The 17,504-nt window shown below is 72.3% G+C and carries 13 protein-coding genes; 6 read left to right on the top strand and 7 right to left on the bottom strand.

The features are described 5' to 3' along the window. Window positions 1–130: 130 nt before the first annotated feature. The 3 genes from ACGFIM_RS08950 to ACGFIM_RS08940 are packed head-to-tail and all read left to right on the top strand — an operon-like array spanning window position 131 to window position 2,005. Entirely contained in the window at window positions 131–520 is a 390-nt protein-coding gene (locus ACGFIM_RS08950) for a TraR/DksA family transcriptional regulator (protein ID WP_393196964.1), read from the top strand. Continuing rightward, window positions 484–1,083 carry a signal peptidase II gene (gene lspA / locus ACGFIM_RS08945; protein ID WP_393196961.1) on the top strand — a complete coding sequence of 200 codons (600 nt, stop codon included), beginning with the start codon at window positions 484–486 and terminating at the stop codon, window positions 1,081–1,083. The genes ACGFIM_RS08950 and lspA overlap by 37 nt, the downstream gene beginning before the upstream one ends. Continuing rightward, window positions 1,076–2,005, top strand: a complete 930-nt coding sequence (locus tag ACGFIM_RS08940; protein ID WP_393196958.1) for an RluA family pseudouridine synthase — start codon at window positions 1,076–1,078, stop codon at window positions 2,003–2,005. The genes lspA and ACGFIM_RS08940 overlap by 8 nt, the downstream gene beginning before the upstream one ends. A gap of 397 nt (window positions 2,006–2,402) precedes the next feature. Here ACGFIM_RS08940 and ACGFIM_RS08935 read toward each other — a convergent pair whose 3' ends face one another. From ACGFIM_RS08935 to ACGFIM_RS08915, 5 genes are read right to left on the bottom strand one after another with little or no spacing between them, the layout of a single operon-like run. Continuing rightward, entirely contained in the window at window positions 2,403–2,714 is a 312-nt protein-coding gene (locus ACGFIM_RS08935; protein WP_393196956.1) for an AzlD domain-containing protein, read from the bottom strand. After that, complete coding sequence (locus ACGFIM_RS08930; protein ID WP_393196953.1) at window positions 2,711–3,373, bottom strand: AzlC family ABC transporter permease; 663 nt, start codon at window positions 3,371–3,373, stop codon at window positions 2,711–2,713. Before ACGFIM_RS08930 ends, ACGFIM_RS08935 begins: the two co-directional genes overlap by 4 nt. An 11-nt stretch (window positions 3,374–3,384) precedes the next feature. Beyond that, entirely contained in the window at window positions 3,385–4,239 is an 855-nt protein-coding gene (locus ACGFIM_RS08925; RefSeq protein ID WP_393196950.1) for an AraC family ligand binding domain-containing protein, read from the bottom strand. After that, on the bottom strand, window positions 4,236–6,059 hold the full coding sequence (locus ACGFIM_RS08920; RefSeq protein WP_393196947.1) for a protein kinase: 1,824 nt from the start codon (window positions 6,057–6,059) through the stop codon (window positions 4,236–4,238). Before ACGFIM_RS08920 ends, ACGFIM_RS08925 begins: the two co-directional genes overlap by 4 nt. Before the next feature lie 10 nt (window positions 6,060–6,069). Then, window positions 6,070–7,992, bottom strand: a complete 1,923-nt coding sequence (locus ACGFIM_RS08915) for a protein kinase (RefSeq protein ID WP_393196944.1) — start codon at window positions 7,990–7,992, stop codon at window positions 6,070–6,072. Window positions 7,993–8,527: 535 nt separating this feature from the next. Between ACGFIM_RS08915 and ACGFIM_RS08910 the strand changes: the two genes are divergently transcribed. Continuing rightward, complete coding sequence (locus ACGFIM_RS08910; RefSeq protein WP_393196941.1) at window positions 8,528–9,298, top strand: chorismate mutase; 771 nt, start codon at window positions 8,528–8,530, stop codon at window positions 9,296–9,298. Window positions 9,299–9,447: 149 nt separating this feature from the next. Here the strand turns inward: ACGFIM_RS08910 and ACGFIM_RS08905 are convergent, their stop codons facing one another. Both ACGFIM_RS08905 and ACGFIM_RS08900 read right to left on the bottom strand, forming a co-directional pair. Next, window positions 9,448–10,458 (bottom strand): SGNH/GDSL hydrolase family protein, encoded by a 1,011-nt coding sequence (locus ACGFIM_RS08905; protein ID WP_393196938.1) that lies wholly within the window; start codon window positions 10,456–10,458, stop codon window positions 9,448–9,450. A gap of 132 nt (window positions 10,459–10,590) precedes the next feature. Beyond that, window positions 10,591–12,024 (bottom strand): amino acid permease, encoded by a 1,434-nt coding sequence (locus ACGFIM_RS08900; protein WP_393196935.1) that lies wholly within the window; start codon window positions 12,022–12,024, stop codon window positions 10,591–10,593. Between the two features lie 166 nt (window positions 12,025–12,190). On the opposite strand from ACGFIM_RS08900, the gene dnaE reads away from it, so the two are divergent. Both dnaE and ACGFIM_RS08890 read left to right on the top strand, forming a co-directional pair. Further along, complete coding sequence (gene dnaE, locus ACGFIM_RS08895; RefSeq protein WP_393196932.1) at window positions 12,191–15,718, top strand: DNA polymerase III subunit alpha; 3,528 nt, start codon at window positions 12,191–12,193, stop codon at window positions 15,716–15,718. Between the two features lie 403 nt (window positions 15,719–16,121). Next, the gene (locus ACGFIM_RS08890; protein ID WP_393196929.1) at window positions 16,122–17,504 is read left to right on the top strand and encodes an amidase; all 1,383 of its coding nucleotides are present in this window, start codon (window positions 16,122–16,124) and stop codon (window positions 17,502–17,504) included.

Raw genomic sequence — 17,504 nt, 5'->3', positions numbered from 1 at the left:
TGGAGGAGTTGAATGCGCGAGGCGGGATAGTGCGGGCTAGGTAAACCGTCCGGCGGGTCGTTTGCCGTTCCGTTATCAGGATCCTAAGCTGCCCGCACCATTCACGGCCTTGATCAGCATGGAGGCAGCCATGGCGGCAGTCACGCAGACCGCTACACCGTCGATGTGGTCGGAAGAGGAGCTGGCCGAGGTACGCGGCAGGCTCCAGAAGGAGATCGACGAGCTCGAGGCGGACATCCTCCGTCACGAGACGGAGATAGCCTCTGGGGACGTCACACAGGGCGCGGGGGACGATCAGGCGGACGCCGGGGCGAAGACGTACGAGCGCGAACGCGAGATCGCCCTTACCCTGAATGCGCGCGATCTGGTCGCGCAGAACGAACGTGCGATCGCCAGGATCGACGCAGGGACCTATGGAGTGTGCGAATCGTGCCACAAGCCGATCGGCAAGGAACGCCTGCAGGCGTTCCCGAGGGCGACGCTGTGCGTGGCCTGCAAGCAGAAGGAGGAGCGCCGGTAGACCGGCGGGACACCGCCGGCAGGCCACGCGGGCGCCTGGTCGCCGTCCTCGTCGCGCTGGCGGCCGTGATCTACGCGGCCGACCTCGTCACCAAGACGGTGGTGTTGCGCACCCTCGAGGGTGAGGCGCCCCTGGTCGTGATCCCGGGCGTGCTCCAGTTCCGGGTCATCTTCAACTCCGGTGCCGCCTTCAGCATCGGCACCGGGATGACGTTCGTCTTCACCTTCATCGCGGCCGGTGTGGTCGTCGCCATCATCCGCACGGCGCGCAAGCTCGGCAGCCGTGCGTGGGCGGTCGCGCTCGGCCTGCTGCTGGGCGGCGCCATCGGCAACCTCACCGACCGGCTGCTGCGCTACCCCTCGGGGTTCGGGCGCTCCACGCAGCTCCAGGGCCACGTCGTGGACTTCATCGAGGTGCTGCCGGGCAACTTCCCGGTCATCGACTACTTCCCCGTCTTCAACATCGCCGACTCCGCCATCGTCTGCGGCGGCATCCTGGCCGTGATCCTCGCCTGGCGCAACGTGCAGATCGACGGTTCGAAGGAGGTGGCCGAGGATGGCTGAGCAGCGCAGCCTGCCCGTGCCCGACGGGCTGGAGGGCGAGCGGCTCGACGCCGCGCTCTCGCGGCTCTTCGGGTTCTCCCGCACCCGCGCGGCCGAGCTGATCAGCGCCGGCGAGGTGCTCGTCGACGGGCGCGTGCCGAGCAAGTCCGACCGTGTGCACGCCGGCGCGTGGCTCGACGTCACGATGCCGCCGCCCGTCACCACGCCCATGCCGGTGGCCGAGCCCGTGCCGGGCATGACGATCGTGTACGAGGACGACGACGTCATCGTCATCAACAAGCCCGTCGGCGTGGCCGCGCACCCCACGGTCGGCTGGACCGGCCCCACCGTGATCGGCGGGCTGCTCGGCGCCGGTCACACCATCGCCACCAGCGGCGCCGCCGAGCGCCAGGGCATCGTGCACCGCCTGGACGCCAACACCACGGGCGCGATGGTGGTGGCCAAGAGCGAGCACGCCTACTCGTTCCTCAAGCGCGCCTTCAAGGAACGCACGGTCGACAAGCGCTACCACGCGCTGGTGCAGGGGCATCCCGACCCGTTCAGGGGCACGGTCGACGCGCCCATCGACCGGCACCCGTCGGGCGACGGCCGGTGGGCCGTCGTCGCCGGCGGCAAACCGTCGGTGACCCACTACGACACGGTCGAGGCGTTCCGCGCCGCCTCCCTGCTCGACATCAAGCTGGAGACGGGGCGTACGCACCAGATCCGCGTCCACATGTCGGCGCTGCGCCACCCGTGCGTCGGCGACATGCTGTACGGCGCCGACCCCACGCTGGCCGCCCGCCTGGGCGTCACCCGGCAATGGCTGCACGCGGTCTCGCTCGGGTTCGAGCATCCGACGACCGGCGAGTGGATGTCGTTCAGCACGGACTATCCGCAGGACCTGCAGAAGGCGCTCGACCTGGTCCGCGCGGAGTCCTGAGCCGCCGCGCACCCGCCGGCCCCGGCGGGACGTCTCCTCGCACTGGTGGTGCCTGTGGCGGCGCCGCCTCCCGCGTTCCGCCGGCCGGCCGCCGCCCGAGCCCTCGACTGGCCGCGCCTCCGAGGGGGACTCGTCGCTTTCCTGCGCCCTGTCCGCCTCGGATGTCCTCTCCGCGCGCTCTGAGTGCGTTCTGGACGTGCTGGGGCGCGGTGCGGGGATCTTGGGGCCTGCTCGCCGGTTTCAGGCGTCCTGGGCCGCGCCCGGGCGGGCTGCGGCGTGCGCGTGGGGGCTCATCCGCGGGCGGTGCCGCGAGATTTCTTACCGCGGGAGCCGCCGATCGTCCCGATCAGCCGGTGCCGCCCGCCGGCCGTCACCGCGCATGCGGACATGCGGCGGGCTACCCCAGAAAGAACCGGACAAGCGCCGTCATCGCCGCCGCTGCCCCCAAGACCACCAGGAAGGGGGCGCGGAGCAGGAGCGCCACGATTCCCGCGCCCAGCCCCGCCGTACGGGCGGCGTCGAAGCCCAGCCCGCCCTCCTGCGTGAACATCTGCACCGCGATCAGCGCCGCGAGCAGCGCCACCGGCACCAGCTCCGCGAACCTGCGCACCCTCGGATGGTCGAGCACCGCGCGCGGCGCGGCCAGGCCCGCCACCTTCAGCGCGTAACAGCCCGCGCACACCAGCGCGATCGCCCACCACAGCGTCATCGCACCATCACCACCAGCACCGCCGCGGCCGACAGCAGCACCGGCACGCCGGGCGGGAAGAACGGCGTCGCGCACAGCGCGATCGCCGCCGCGCCCGCCGCCAGCGCGCGCAGCTCGCCGCTGTCCTTCAGCCGGGGCCACAGGATGGCGAGGAACGCCATCGGGCCCACGACGTCCAGGCCGAGGACGCCGGGGTCGCCGAGTGACGAGGTGCCGTACGCGCCCGCCAGCGTGGTCAGGTTCCAGGTGATGTAGAGGGTGGCGAACGTGGTGACGAAGCCCGTACGCGCCGAGCGGGGGTCGGGCTGGGCCATCGCCACGGCCGTGGTCTCGTCGATGACGCCGTGGGCGGCCAGCAGCTTGCGCGGGCCGCGTACCTGGAGCAGGTCGGCCAGGCGCAGGCCGTACAGGGTGTTGCGGCCGCCGAGCAGCAGCGCGCCGAGACCGGCCGCCAGGAGATCGCCGCCCGCGCCCACCGCGCCCGTCAGCGCGAACTGCGAGGCGCCCGTGAACGCCAGCAGGCTCAGCACGCACGCCTGCGGCACGGACAGGCCCGCCGTGATCGCGGCGGCGCCGAAGGCGAGCCCGGACAGCCCCACGGCCAGGCCCACGCCGAGACCGTCCCGCACGGCCGCGGAACGGTGAGTTGTCGGTTCCATGCCTCCCGAGGCTATGCGCCGCCTGAATGTCGGGTCTTGTACGATCCTGCGGCTCTCTGATAAACGGCGGGCGGCACGCCCATGACCCGCTTGAAATGCCGGTTGAGGTGGGCCTGGTCGGTGAAACCCGTCTCGGCCGCCACCTGCGCCGGGCGCATCCCGCTCAGCAGCAGCTCGCGCGCCCGGCGTACCCGCAGCGAGATCAGGTAGGCGTGCGGCGGCAGGCCCGTCGCCGCCTTGAACGCCCGCAGCAGCGGGAACGGCCGCGACCCCACCGCCTCCGCCAGGTCGTCCAGCGTCGGAGGATCGACCAGGCTCTCGTGCAGCAGCTCCAGTGCCGCACGCACGGCCCGCTCGCTCCCCGGGGCCTGCGGGGCGGGCGGCCTGGGCGCGGCGTGCCGCATCAGCAGCCGGGCGAACAGCGTACGGCTCAGCGTCGAGGCCGCCAGCGCGTCGCCCCGCTCGGCCGCCTGGTGCGCGCGCCGCAGCAGCGCCGCCACCTCGTCGTCGCGCACCACCTGCTGCGGGAAGTACGGCGTCCCGCCGGGTCCGCCCAGCTCGCTGGCGATCGCCGCGACCGTCTCGATCGACGGATAGAGCATCCGATACGCCCACCCGCCCGGCACGCCCGCCTGCCCGGTGTGCACCGTTTCGGGATTGACCAGCACGATCTCGCCCGCCCTCGCCCGGTGCAGCGTGCCCCGGTAGTCGAACTCCTCCACCCCCGCCAGGATCAGCCCGATGGCGTAGCCTTCGTGCACGTGCCGGGAGAAGCGGTGGGTGACGTAGCGGGCCTTCAGCAGGTCGGTCTCCGGCACCGCCGGATGCCGCCAGAACGTCGCCCGCTCCTCGGTGATCTTGCTCACAGCGGTCTGAACGTCCTGAGGAAGTCGTCGAAGTAGTGGCGGTCGGCCCCCCAGCGGTCGTGCGTGGTCTCCCACATGACGGCGAACGGGCGGCCGTCGGCGGTGCGCAGGCTCCGGTCGATGACATGGATCGTCACGCCCTGGTCGACGCGGGTGAACTCCCAGTCGGCGGCCGGACGGCCCTGGAACTCGGTGGGGGTGATGGCGAGCCGCCGGTACCGCTCGAACTCGCCCTTCCTGCGGATCTCCGCCTCCAGCAGGATCCAGTGGCGTTCGGGGTCCTGCCAGGGGATGTCGGGGACCGTCCACTCCACGAGCAGCCTGCCGGGGGCGCCGGGGCGGGTGAACTCGACGCTGTCGCGGCCCGCCGTCTTCGTCGCCTGCCAGCGCGGGGGGACGGCGATCTCGAAGCGTCCCGCCGCGTTCCGGTACGTCCGCCAGCCGTCCGGGATCTCGGGCTCGTCGCCGGGCTGCTCGGTGGGCACGCCGGTCGTGGGGGCGGTCGTGACGTTCTCCTTCGACGGCTCCTTCGACGGCTCCTTCGACGGCTGCTCCGATGGCCGCTCCGAAGGCTGCTCCGAAGGCTTGTCCGCGGGCTCTTGCGCGGGTGCGGCCGTGGGGGAGGGCCCGAGGGCGGCGCCGGTATCCGCGAAGCGGTCGTACAGCAGCACGCCACCACCGCCCAGCGCCGCCACGGCGAGCACCGCCGCCGGCAGGGCGATCAGCACCGCCTTGCGCCGCCCGCCGCCTCGCCCGCCGGGCGCCGTCGCGCCGGGGCGGCGGTCATCGGCCGGGACGCCGCCGTACGCGGTCCGCGGCGTCCGGTGCCACGAGCCATCGGGCGGCGGGGTGCCGCCGTAAGCGGCGCCGGAAGGCGGCGTCGCAGACCAGGAGCCGCCGGGCGGCGGCGTGTCGCGCTGGGAGGCGTCCGGAGACACGGTGCCGCGCCAGGAACCCTCCAGGGACGGAGAGCCCGCGGGAGCCTGCCAGGGAGCGTCGGTGGTGGCGGCGGGGCGCGGCGCGGCGGCGGCGACCTCGTTCAGGAGCCTGGCCGCCTCGTCCGCGGGCAGGCGCGCCTCGGGCTCGCGCCGCAGCAGCCCCATCACGACCGGCCCCAGCGCCCCGGCACGCGCGGGCGGCTCGGGCTCGTCGCGCAGCACCGCGGCCACCGTCGCCGCCCACGAGTCGCGCTTGAACGGCGGCCGCCCCTCCACGGCCGCGTACAGCGTCGCGCCCAGCGACCACAGGTCGGACTCCGGCCGCGCGGGCTCGCCGTTGAGCCGCTCGGGCGGCATGTACGCGGGCGTCCCCACCAGCCCGCCCGTCGCCGTCAGCCCGCCCTCGGTCTCCAGCGCCGCGATGCCGAAGTCGGTGAGGACCACGCGGCCGTCGTCGGCGAGCAGGACGTTCTCGGGCTTGACGTCGCGGTGCAGCACCCCGGTGGCGTGGGCGGCCCGCAGCGCGCCGAGCACCCGGCCGCCGATCACCGCGACCTGCTCGGGACGCAGCGGCCCGTCCTCGGAGATCACCCGGGCCAGGGAGCGGGAGCGTACGAGCTGCATGACGATCCACGGACGGCCGTCCTCCTCGACGACGTCGTGGATGACGATGACCGACGGATGGTCGAGCCGCCCCGCCGCCCTGGCCTCGCGGATGGTGCGGCGGTTGAGCTCGGCCCGCTTGGCGTCGCCGACCCCGGTGTAGCGGACCTCCTTGATCGCCACCGTACGGTCGAGCAGCTCGTCGTAGGCCCGCCAGACCACCCCCATGCCGCCCTCCCCGATCGGCTCGAGGAGGCGGTACCGATTGCTGACGTGCACGCCGCGCAGCCTACTTCTTGGGCGTGAACGTCGCGCAGAAGCCTTCGAAGAAGTGGTAATCGGCCTTCCAGTGGCTGTTCAGCGTGTGCCAGTAGATGGCGTACGCCTTGCCGTCCTCGGCGATGAACCCCCGGTAGCGGATGCGGGACTTGCCGGTCTGGGTGGGCCAGATGAAGTCCCAGTCGGCCGCGGCCTCGCGGTAGGACACCTTCTTGATGCCGAGCTTGCGGTAGCCGCCGTACTGGTGCTTCAGCCGCGGTTCCAGCTTCTTCCAGCCCTTGAGCGGGTCCTTGCCCAGCTTGGACGCCCGTTCGATGCGGACGTGCGCGTTGGGCGCGCCGCCGGGGCCCTTGAACTCGACGCCGTTGCCGGTGCGCTGCCACTCGTCCCAGCCCTTGGGCAGGCCGATGGAGAAGCCGAGCTTCTTGTCCGTGTGCATCTTCCAGCCGGACGGCAGCGCGGCCTTGGCGTCCTTGGTCTCCTTGGGCTTGGCCTCGGGGCTCGGCGGCTGGGTCGCGGGCGGCGACGCCTCACCCGACGGTGAGGCCGGCGGGGACGCGGGAGACGTCTCCGGCGCGGACGCGCCCGGCCCGGTCGGGACCGCGGTGACCGCCGCCTGGGAGCCGCCGGTCTCCCCGCCGGGGGCCGAGCGCAGGCCCAGGTAGCCGCCGACGCCGGCGACCAGTAACACGGCCGCGGCCGCCGCCACGATCGGCAGCACCCGCCGCTGCTCGCCCCCGGTGGCCGCGTCCACCGTGGAGTCGCCGGCGGGCGGCGCCGGGGGCTGTGCGGGCGGCTGCGGCGAGGCCGTGGGCGCCTGCGACAGCCGCATCCCCGTCTCGGGCGCGCTCGCCGCGGCCGACGACGCGGCCTGCGAGCGGGCGGGCGCGAGACCGGGGTCGGTGGGCAGGTCGTCCTCCACCGGCGCGTACGGCCGCCGCGCCCTGGCCGGACCCGGCCGCTTCGGCCTGGCAGGCTGCGGCCCCGACCCCGGGGCGGGCGGCTGCACCGGCTTGTGCGCGGGCTTGTGCGCGGGCTCGGGCACCCGCAGCTCCTGCGCGGGGAACCGGGCGGCGGGGAACTGCGCCGTGGGCGCCGGGCTCGGCTGCGAGAGCACCGCGATGGCGTCGCGGAGCATGCGCTGCGTCTCCTCGTACGTCAGCCGCTGCACCGGCTCCTTGGCCAGCAGCCCCATGACCACGTCGTGGAGCGGTCCCAGGTTCGGCGCGGGGTCGGGCTCGTCCGTGAGCACGGCGTGCATGGTCGCCAGCGCCATGCCGCGCTCGTGCGGCGAGCGTCCCTCGACCGCCGTGTAGAGGGTGGCGCCCAGCGACCACAGGTCCGACTCGCGGCGCGCGGGCAGGCCCTTGAGCCGCTCGGGAGCGATGAACGCCGGCGTCCCCGCAAGGCCCGTCACCGTCAGCTGCGTCTCGGTCTCCAGCGTCGCGATGCCGAAGTCGGTGAGCACGACCCGGCCGTCGTCGGCGAGCAGGACGTTCTCGGGCTTGACGTCGCGGTGAAGCACGCCCGCCTCATGGGCGCGGTGCAGCGCGTCCAGCACCGCCAGGCCGATCTCCGCCACCCGCTTGGGCGGCAGCGGCCCGTCCTGCTTGATCACGGCACCGAGCGAGCGCGACTGGACGAGCTGCATGACGATCCAGGGGCGGTCGTCCTCCTCGATCACGTCGTGCACGACGATCACGTTGGGATGCTCGAACCTGGCCGCCGCCCTCGCCTCGCGCATAGTGCGCCGGTTCAGCAGCTGCACCTCCTCGCCGAGGGCGGCGGCGTACCTGACCTCCTTGACCGCCACCGTGCGGTCCAAGAGCTCGTCGTAGGCACGCCAGACGATGCCCATCCCGCCCCTGCCGATGGGTTCCTGCAGCTGGTAGCGGCCGGCGATGCGGCGTCCCTCCTGCTTGCGATCCGACATCAACGGCCTTAACCCTCCTCTAGGCCAAGAAATACTCCCATAGGCAGGGATCAACGGCGACTCGCTCGACGGCCACTCCGGTGTGCGAGAAGTGCCGACCAGCAGGTGGAGGCGGGGTGTAGAGTTCAGATATGACCTTGCGTCGCTACGCGTTTACCGAGCCGGCTCCAGGAGAGCCGGTCGTGCGCTAGCGACCACCTGGAGTCGGCACGAGGCAGAGACCACCGTCTCTGCCTTTTTCGTTTCCCCCGCCGGCTCCAGAGGGGCCGGCCTTCGATGAGGAGTCGGCATGTCATCGACCTTGGAACACCGGCAGGAGTGCCGGTCGCGGATCACGCTGGGCGGCCTGTCCCTCGGCGACGGACCCGCCGTGGTCATCGACGCGCGGATCAGCCTCCGTGATCGCCCCGCCGAGCCTCCCAGAGCCCCCTCGGCGCCGCCGTGGGCCCTGCCTGAGGGGCTTTCTCACGATCCGGCGCGGAATGCGGCTCAGGGGCGGTCGGCGCGGCTTGGCGGGGCGTCTGGAGCGCCGTCCGTGCCCGGGGCGGGATCGCCCGCCGGACCGGCCTCGGCGGAGGGCGCCGCCGGGGCGCCGGGGCGCGGCGTGACGCTCGTCGAGCCCGCCGGCGCCGCGGACCTTCCGGCGATCGCCGCGCACGCGCAGGCCGTCGTCGTGGGGGCGTCGTGGACCCGCGACATCCCCCTCGTGCGCGCGGCGGCCGGGCTCGGGCTGCCGGTCGTCGTGGAACGGCGGCCCGGGGCGTCGCTGGAGGAGTGGCTGGGGCTGGCCGACTACTGCGCCGTCGAGGGCGACGGGCGGGTGATCCTGTGCGAGGGCGGGCGGCCCGACCTGAGCCTCGTACGCGCGGCCAGGGCCGCATCCGGACGCCCCGTGCTCGTGGACGTCACCGGCGACCCCGGACTGTCCGCCGCGGCCGTCGCCGCCGGCGCCGACGGGCTCATCGCCGGCCAGGACGGCCGGGCGCTCGCCGAGGAGGCCGTCACCGTCGTCGGCGGCCTGCTGCGCCCCGAGTCGCCCGCCACGCTCCCCGAGTGCCGCGCGGCCATCGACCGGGTGGACGCCGCGCTGGCCACGCTCCTCGAACGCCGGGTGGAGCTGGCGGGCATCGTCCAGCGCATCAAGCCGGTCGGCGGCTTCGCGGGACGTGACATGGAACGCGAACGCGCCCTGGTCGCCCGCATGGCCCTGCGCGCACCGTCGCTCGGCGAGCCCGGCCTGGCCCCGATCATGAACGCCGTCATCGAGGCCGGCCTGCGCCTGTCGGAGCAACGCGCCGCCCGCTGACCGCGCGCCTGACGGTGGTCCGGGCCGCGCTCCGAGAGCGACACGGAGCACACCGCGCGGGCCTGCGGGGCCGGCGAATCGGTGACCACCCGTCGGCGGGCGGGGCGGGCGGCGCGTGAGACACCGCCGGAGCGTGACCGGACCCCGGGTCAGCCGGGGGTCGGCTGGGTGACGCGGAGGTTGTTGAGCGGGCGGCCGGGACCGTCGGCGATCTGCTTGATGATCAGCTCGGCGAAGCGCCGGTAGCCGTCGCCCGTCGGGTGGTAGCTGCGGGCGTTGACGCGCAGCTCCTTCACGTCCACCGCCAGCCCGTTCAGGTACGGCGCGGGCTGCCCCACCTCGTGCCCGCTGAAGGCCTCGTAGGCGTCGACGTACTCGGCGCTTCCCGGCGCGCCGAAGGCGGCGATGGCCCGGTCGAAGTCCCTGACCACCGACCCCACGGTGTCGTTGAGCCGCCGCGTGACGTCGTTGAGCCAGCGCTGGTCGGCCACGCTCAGGTTGTCGACGGTGTCCACCGGGTCCTTGGGGAACGGCCGCGGGTAGCCGAGCACGATCACGCGCGCCTCGGGGGCGCGCACCCGCAGCTCCCTGAGCACCTGCAGCAAGCTCGTCCGCAGCTCCTCGATGCGCCGGCTGACCGCGGCCTCCTGGTCGACGCACGCCGACGACCAGGGGAGCTTGGCGATGCACCCGGTGAGGACCTTGCTGAAGCCGGCGTCGTTGCCGCCGATGCTGAGCGTGATCAGGCTGGTGCCGGAGCCGACACGGGAGACCTGCGGCGGCTGGCCGTGCTGCCCGGACAGTAACTGGCGGGTGGTGGCGCCGCTGCAGGCGTAGAACGCGGTGCCGCCGCCGAACCGGTACGCCTTGGCGACGAGCGGCACGTACGAGCCGGTGGCCCGGTGGCAGCGGTCGGCGCCCTCGTTGATCGGCTGCTCGTCGAGCTCGTAGACCCCTTCGCCGGAGGAGTAGGAGTCGCCGAGCGCCACGTAGGTGCCGCTCTGCGCGGCCTGCAGAGCGGTCAGCCGGGTCACCCGCGGCAGGTCGCCGGCGGGCGAGCCGGGCGGGCAGCCCGCGTCGAGCACCGCGCAGGCGAGCTTCGGATAGACCCCCAGGGGCAGGCAGGCCAGCGCCAGCACCACGCCGATCGCGACCGCCACCCCGACCTTGATGAGCGACCGTCTGGTGTCACGTACAGCCCCGTCCAGCGCGACCTCCCCGAGCGGCGACTCCTCATGGCTGCGCTGACGAGACTACCGAGCCGATCTCCGGGGCGGGTATGCCCGGGCGGGTCAGGGCCGGGCGACCGGATCGGCCGGGCCCTGGGGGTCGCTGGGATCCGTGGAGCCGGCGGGGTCGGCGGGGCCGGCCGGGCCGGGCGGCTCAGGGGCGCGGCGGCGCCGCTTGACCACCTGCCAGCCCAGCGCGATGCCGAGCGCGAGCACCGGGATGAGGAAGAACGCGACGAGCTGGTCCTCGTCGGCGAACGGCATCAGCAGCACCACCAGCGCGAGGAAGCCCAGCGTCGCCCAGTTGGTGTAGGGGGAGCCCGGCATCGGGAACGCGGAGCGGTGGCCGCTGCGGCGCAGCCGGGTCTGGCACCACACCAGCACGCCCCACGTGGTGATCACGCCGAGCGAGGCGCAGGCGGTGGCGATGTTGAAGGCCCGCTCGGGCAGGAAGTAGAACAGCGCCACCCCGCCGAGCAGCATCGACGCGGTGAACAGGATGCCGCCCATCGGCACGTGGCGCGAGCTGAGCGTGGCGGCGAACGCCGGGGCCTCCCGCTTCTGCGCCATCGAGCGCAGGATGCGGCCGGTGGCGTACAGGCCGGAGTTGCACGACGACGCGGCGGCGGTGATCACCACGAGGTTCATCGCGTCGGCCGCCCAGGGCACGCCGAGCCCGGCGAAGACGGTCACGAAGGGCGAGGTGCCCGCGCGGTAGGCGGTCCACGGCAGCACCATGGCGAGCAGCAGCACCGAGCCGACGTAGAAGATCGCGATGCGCCACACGACACCGTTGATCGCGCGGGGCATGACCTCGCGCGGGTTGGCCGTCTCACCGGCGGCGATGCCGACCAGCTCGATCGAGGCGTACGCGAAGACGACCGACTGCAGGCTCATCAGCACCAGCGGGAACCCGGTCGGGAAGAACCCGTCGTGCGACACGAGGTTGTGCGGCCCGGCGTCGCCCACCGCGAACACCACCAGCACCAGCCCCACGATCAGGAACGTCGAGATGGCCAGCACCTTCAGCAGCGCGAACCAGAACTCCATCTCGCCGAAGAGCCGCACGGACAGCAGGTTGACGGTCATGACGGTGCCGAGCGCGATGAGCGCCGTCAGCCACTGCGGGAAGGCGGGCGCCCAGTAGTGGATGTACGCGGCGATCGCCGTCAGCTCGGCGATGCCGGTGAACGCCCAGTTGATCCAGTACATCCAGCCGCTGGCGAACGCCGCCCACGGGCCGATGAACTCGCCCGCGTACTCGACGAAGGACCCCGCGACCGGCCGGTAGAGCACCAGCTCGCCGAGCGCCCGCATGACGAAGAACGCGGCAAGGCCCGCGATGGCGTAGGAGAGCACGAGGGCGGGCCCGGTGGCGGCCAGGCGGCCTCCCGCGCCCAGGAACAGGCCGACGCCGATCGCCCCGCCGATGGCGATCATCTGGACCTGCCGGTTGCCCAGCGCCTTGCGGTATCCCTCGTCCGTCTCCGTGCGCACCGAGTCACTCCTTGGCTACGAAACGTGACATCGAGGATATCGGTGCCGCCCGTGAAGCCCGCCGCCGCCTCGCCGGTCCACCGCGGCCGGGAGGTGATACGGACTGTCGGTGGCGGGGGTTAAAGTCTGATCCGCACGTCCGCTTCGAGACTGGGAGGCGCGGTTCATGTCGTCCAGCGACTCGTTCGTCCACCTGCACGTTCACACCGAATACTCGATGCTGGACGGAGCCGCGAGGCTGAAGCAGATGTTCCAGGTGGTCGGGGAGCTGGGCATGCCGGCGATCGCCATCACCGATCACGGCAACATGCACGGTGCCTTCGACTTCTACAAGCAGGCGACGGGCGCGGGCGTCAAGCCGATCATCGGCATCGAGGCGTACGTCGCGCCGGAGTCGCGCCACAACAAGCGGCCGGTGCTGTGGGGCGAGCCGCACCAGCGCAAGGACGACGTGTCCGCGGGTGGTTACTACACCCACATGACGATCTGGGCCCGCAACAAGACGGGCCTGCACAACCTCATGAAGCTGTCCTCGCGCGCCTACACCGAGGGCTTCGTGCGCAAGTGGGCCCGCATGGACGCCGAGCTGCTCGCCGAGCACGCCGACGGGCTCATGGCCACCACCGGCTGCCCCTCGGGCGAGGTGCAGACCAGGCTGCGGCTCGGCCAGTACGACGAGGCGCTGAAGGCCGCCGCGAAATATCAGGAGATCTTCGGCAAGGACAACTTCTACCTGGAGATCATGGACCACGGCCTCGACATCGAGCGCCGCGTCCGCGACGGCCTGGTGCGCATCAGCCGTGAGCTGGGCATCCCGCCGCTGGTCACCAACGACTCCCACTACACCTACGAGTCCGACGCCGCCTCTCACGACGCGCTGCTGTGCATCCAGACCGGCAAGCAGCTGTCCGACCCCGACCGCTTCCGCTTCGACGGCACCGGCTACTACATCAAGAGCGCCGACGAGATGCGCGCCATCGACTCCTCCGACCTGTGGGCCGAGGGCTGCCGCAACACGCTGCTGGTGGCCGAGAAGGTCGACACGAGCGGCTTCTTCGAGCACAAGAACCTCATGCCGACGTTCCCGATCCCCGACGGCATGACCGAGACCGAGTACTTCCGCAAGGCCGTCTGGGACGGCATGGCCCGCCGCTGGCCCGACGGCTACGACGAGGAGCACCGCAAGCAGGCCGAGTACGAGATCGGCGTCATCGAGCAGATGGGCTTCCCGAGCTACTTCCTCGTGGTCGCCGACTTCATCAACTGGGCCAAGCAGAACGGCATCCCGGTCGGTCCCGGGCGAGGCTCGGCCGCGGGGTCGCTGGTGGCGTACGCGCTGGGCATCACCGACCTCGACCCGCTCCCGCACGGCCTGATCTTCGAGCGGTTCCTCAACCCCGAGCGCGTGTCGATGCCCGACGTCGACGTGGACTTCGACGAGCGCAGGCGAGGCGACGTCATCCGCTACGTCACGGAGCGGTACGGTGCCGACAAGGTCGCCATGATCGCCACGTTCGGCACCATCAAGGCGAAGGCCGCCATCAAGGACGCCGGCCGCGTCCTCGGCTACCCCTACGCGCTGGGCGACCGCGTCTCCAAGGCGTTCCCGCCCGCCGTCATGGGCAAGGACATCCCGCTGTCGGGCATCTTCGACCCCGACCACCCGCGCTACGCCGAGGCGGGCGAGCTGCGCCGCCTCTACGAGGAGGACCCCGACGTCAAGGCCACCATGGACCTCGGCAGGGGCCTGGAGGGCCTGATCCGGCAGACCGGCGTCCACGCGGCCGGCGTGATCATGTCGCGCGAGGTGCTGACCGACCACATCCCGATCATGCGCCGCGACTCCGACGGCGCGATCATCACGCAGTTCGACTATCCGACGTGTGAGACGCTCGGCCTGCTCAAGATGGACTTCCTGGGCCTGCGCAACCTCACCATCATGGACGACTGCCTCAAGCTGATCGAGGCGACCACGGGCGAGAAGGTCGATCTGCTCTCGCTGCCGCTCGACGACCGCAAGAGCTACGAGCTGCTCGCCAAGGGCGACACGCTCGGCGTGTTCCAGCTCGACGGCGGCGGCATGCGCTCGCTGCTGCGCCTGATGCGTCCCGACAACTTCGAGGACATCTCCGCCGCCCTCGCGCTCTACCGTCCCGGCCCGATGGGCGCCAACTCCCACACCAACTACGCGCTGCGCAAGAACGGCCAGCAGGAGATCACGCCCATCCACCCCGAGCTGGAAAAGCCGCTCGAGGACATCCTGGAGACCACCTACGGTCTGATCATCTACCAGGAGCAGGTCATGGCCATCGCCCAGCGGGTGGCCGGCTTCTCGCTGGGCGCCGCCGACCTGCTGCGCCGCGCGATGGGCAAGAAGAAGAAGGCCGAGCTGGACAAGCAGTACGCCAACTTCGAGCGCGGCATGAAGGAGAACGGCTTCTCCGACGAGGCCATCAAGGCGCTGTGGGACATCCTGCTGCCGTTCTCCGACTACGCCTTCAACAAGGCCCACACGGCCGCCTACGGCCTCATCGCTTACTGGACCGCCTACCTCAAGGCCAACTACCCGGCGGCCTACATGGCGGCGCTGCTGACGTCGGTCAAGGACGACAAGGACAAGTCGGCCCTCTACCTCAACGAGTGCCGCCGCATGGGCATCAAGGTCCTGCCGCCCGACGTCAACGACTCCGACTTCGACTTCACCCCGCGCGGCTCCGACATCCGCTTCGGCCTGTCGGCCATCCGCAACGTCGGCGCCAACGTCGTCGAGGGCATCATCAACGCCCGCAAGCAGAAGGGCCGCTTCACCGACTTCAAGGACTTCCTGCGCAAGGTGCCCGCCGCCGTCTGCAACAAGCGGGTCATCGAGTCGCTGATCAAGGCGGGCGCGTTCGACTCGCTCGGCCACCAGCGCAAGGGCCTGGTCATGGTGCACGAGCAGGCCGTCGACGCGATCATCGACATCAAGAAGAACGAGGCCATCGGCCAGGACTCCCTGTTCGGGGCCATCGACGGCGGCGACGACCAGACCTTCGACGTGCAGATCCCCGAGGGGGAGTGGGACAAGACCACGCTCCTGCAGTTCGAGCGCGAGATGCTCGGCCTGTACGTCTCCGACCACCCGCTGTTCGGCGTCGAGCACATTCTGGCGGCGGGCGCCGACTGCTCGATCGCGGCCGTGCAGGACGAGAGCAGGCCCGACGGGCAGATCGTGACCGTGGGCGGCATCCTGAGCGGGGTGCAGCGCAAGGTCACCAAGAAAGGCGACACCTGGGTGCTGACCCAGCTCGAAGACCTCGCGGGCTCGATCGAGGTGATGATCTTCCCGTCGACGTACCAGCTGTGCTCGACGGTCGTGGCCGAGGACGCCATCGTGTTCGTCAAGGGCCGCATCGACAAGCGGGAGGACGTCGCCAAGATCATCGCCATGGAGGTGACGGTGCCCGACCTGACCCAGGAGGCGGGCGGGCCGGTGAAGGTCAACCTCCCGCTGGCCCGCTGCACGCCGCCCGTGGTCGGCCGGCTGAAGGAGATCCTCACCACCCATCCCGGCACCTCCGAGGTGCACCTGCAGGTGCGCAACGGGCCGCGCACCACTGTCCTGCGGGTCGACGACCGGCTGCGGGTCACGCCGTCGCCGGCGCTCATGGGCGACCTCAAGCAGCTCCTCGGCCCGGCCTCCGTCACCACCTGACGGCCCCGCCCGGATCGCCGCCCGACGGCCCCGCCCGGATCGCCGCCCGACGGCCCTGCCCGGATCGCCGCCCGACGGCCCGCGAGCGCCGGCCGCCCGGGTGCGGGCCGGGTCGGGGTGGGCGATCGGGCCGGCGATGGCGGGGTCGCTGAGGGGGCGGGTGGTGGCCGCCGCTGAGCGGGGGTGTCCGGGTGGCTGAGCGGGTCGGCGGCGTCCGGGTCGCTGTGCGAGGCGGGCGGGTGTCCGGGTGGCTGAGCGCGGTGGTGGCGTTCGGGTGGCTGAGTGCGGTGGTGGCGTTCGGATGGCTGAGCGCGGTGGTGGCGTCCGGGTGGCTGAGCGCGGCGGGTGGCGTTCGGCAACCCTCGCCGTCGCCTCCCCGGCCCCCGTGGGGCAGGATCACATCGTGAGCGAACTGCACTACCTGACCGCGACCGAGCTGGCCCGCCTCATCAAGACCCGGGAGGTGAGCGCCGTAGAGGTCCTGCGCGCCCACCTCGACCGCATCGAGAAGGTCAACCCCGCCGTCAACGCCATCGTCACGCTCGCCGCCGACCAGGCGCTGCGGGCGGCGGAGGCGGCCGACGCGGCCCTCGCGGCCGGTGAGCCGGTGGGCCCGCTGCACGGTGTGCCGGTCGCCCACAAGGATCTGCTCGACACGGCCGGCATCCGCACCACGTACGGCTCGCCGCTGTTCGCCGACCACGTGCCCGAGCAGGACGACCTGGTCGTCAGGAGGTTGCGCGCGGCGGGCGCGATCAGCGTGGGCAAGACCAACACCCCGGAGTTCGGCACCGGCTCCCACACGGTCAACGAGGTGTTCGGCGCCACCAGGAACCCGTACGACCTGACGAAGTCGGCGGGCGGCAGCAGCGGGGGAGCGGCCGCCGCGCTGGCCACCGGCATGGTGCCGCTGGCCGACGGCACCGACATGGGCGGCTCGCTGCGCAACCCGGCCTCGTTCTGCAACGTCGTCGGGCTGCGGCCGACGCCGGGACGCGTGCCCACGCCCTCGGACACCGCCGCCTGGTACACGCTGTCGGTGTCCGGGCCGATGGCGCGGACGGTCGACGACGTCACACTCATGCTCGGGGCCATCGCCGGGTTCGACCGGCGCTCCCCGTTCGCGATCAAGGAGGAGTTCCGGCCGGAGCCGGAGCAGGGCGTGGCGGGGCTGCGGGTGGCGTGGAGCCCTGACCTGGGCGGCCTGCCGGTCGATCCGCGTACGGCGGCGGTGACCGCGACCGCGCCCGCCGTGTTCGAGGGTCTCGGCGCCCGTGTGGAGGAGGTGGAGCTCGACCTGGAGGACGCCGACGACGCGTTCAGGACCTACCGGGCCTGGTTCTACCTGCTGGCCCACGGCGACAAGAGCGGCCTCGGCCCCAACACCGCCTGGAACGTCGAGCAGGGCCGCAAGGTCACCGGCGCCGACCTGGCCAGGGCCGAGATGGCGCGCAGCCGCCTCTACCAGCGCATGGCCGCCTTCTTCGACACCTACGACGTGCTCATCGCGCCGGTCAGCCAGGTGCCGCCGTTCCCCGTCGAGCATCCGCACGTGAGCGAGATCAACGGCCAGAAGCTGCCCGACTACCTGTCGTGGATGCGCTCGGCGTACCTGATCAGCGTGCTGCACGCGCCGGCGGCGTCCGTGCCCGCCGGGTTCACCGATGACGGCCTGCCGGTGGGCGTGCAGATCGTCGGGCGCCCGTTCGAGGACGCGAGGGTGCTGCGGGTGGCGCGGGCGTTCGAGCACGCCACCGGCCACGGGCGGCGCCGGCCCCCGCTGTAG

Origin of the sequence: Nonomuraea sp. NPDC049309, from assembly GCF_043196965.1 — a bacterium.
GTDB lineage: Bacteria > Actinomycetota > Actinomycetes > Streptosporangiales > Streptosporangiaceae > Nonomuraea > Nonomuraea fastidiosa.
This window is presented reverse-complemented; position numbering and strand designations above follow the sequence as displayed.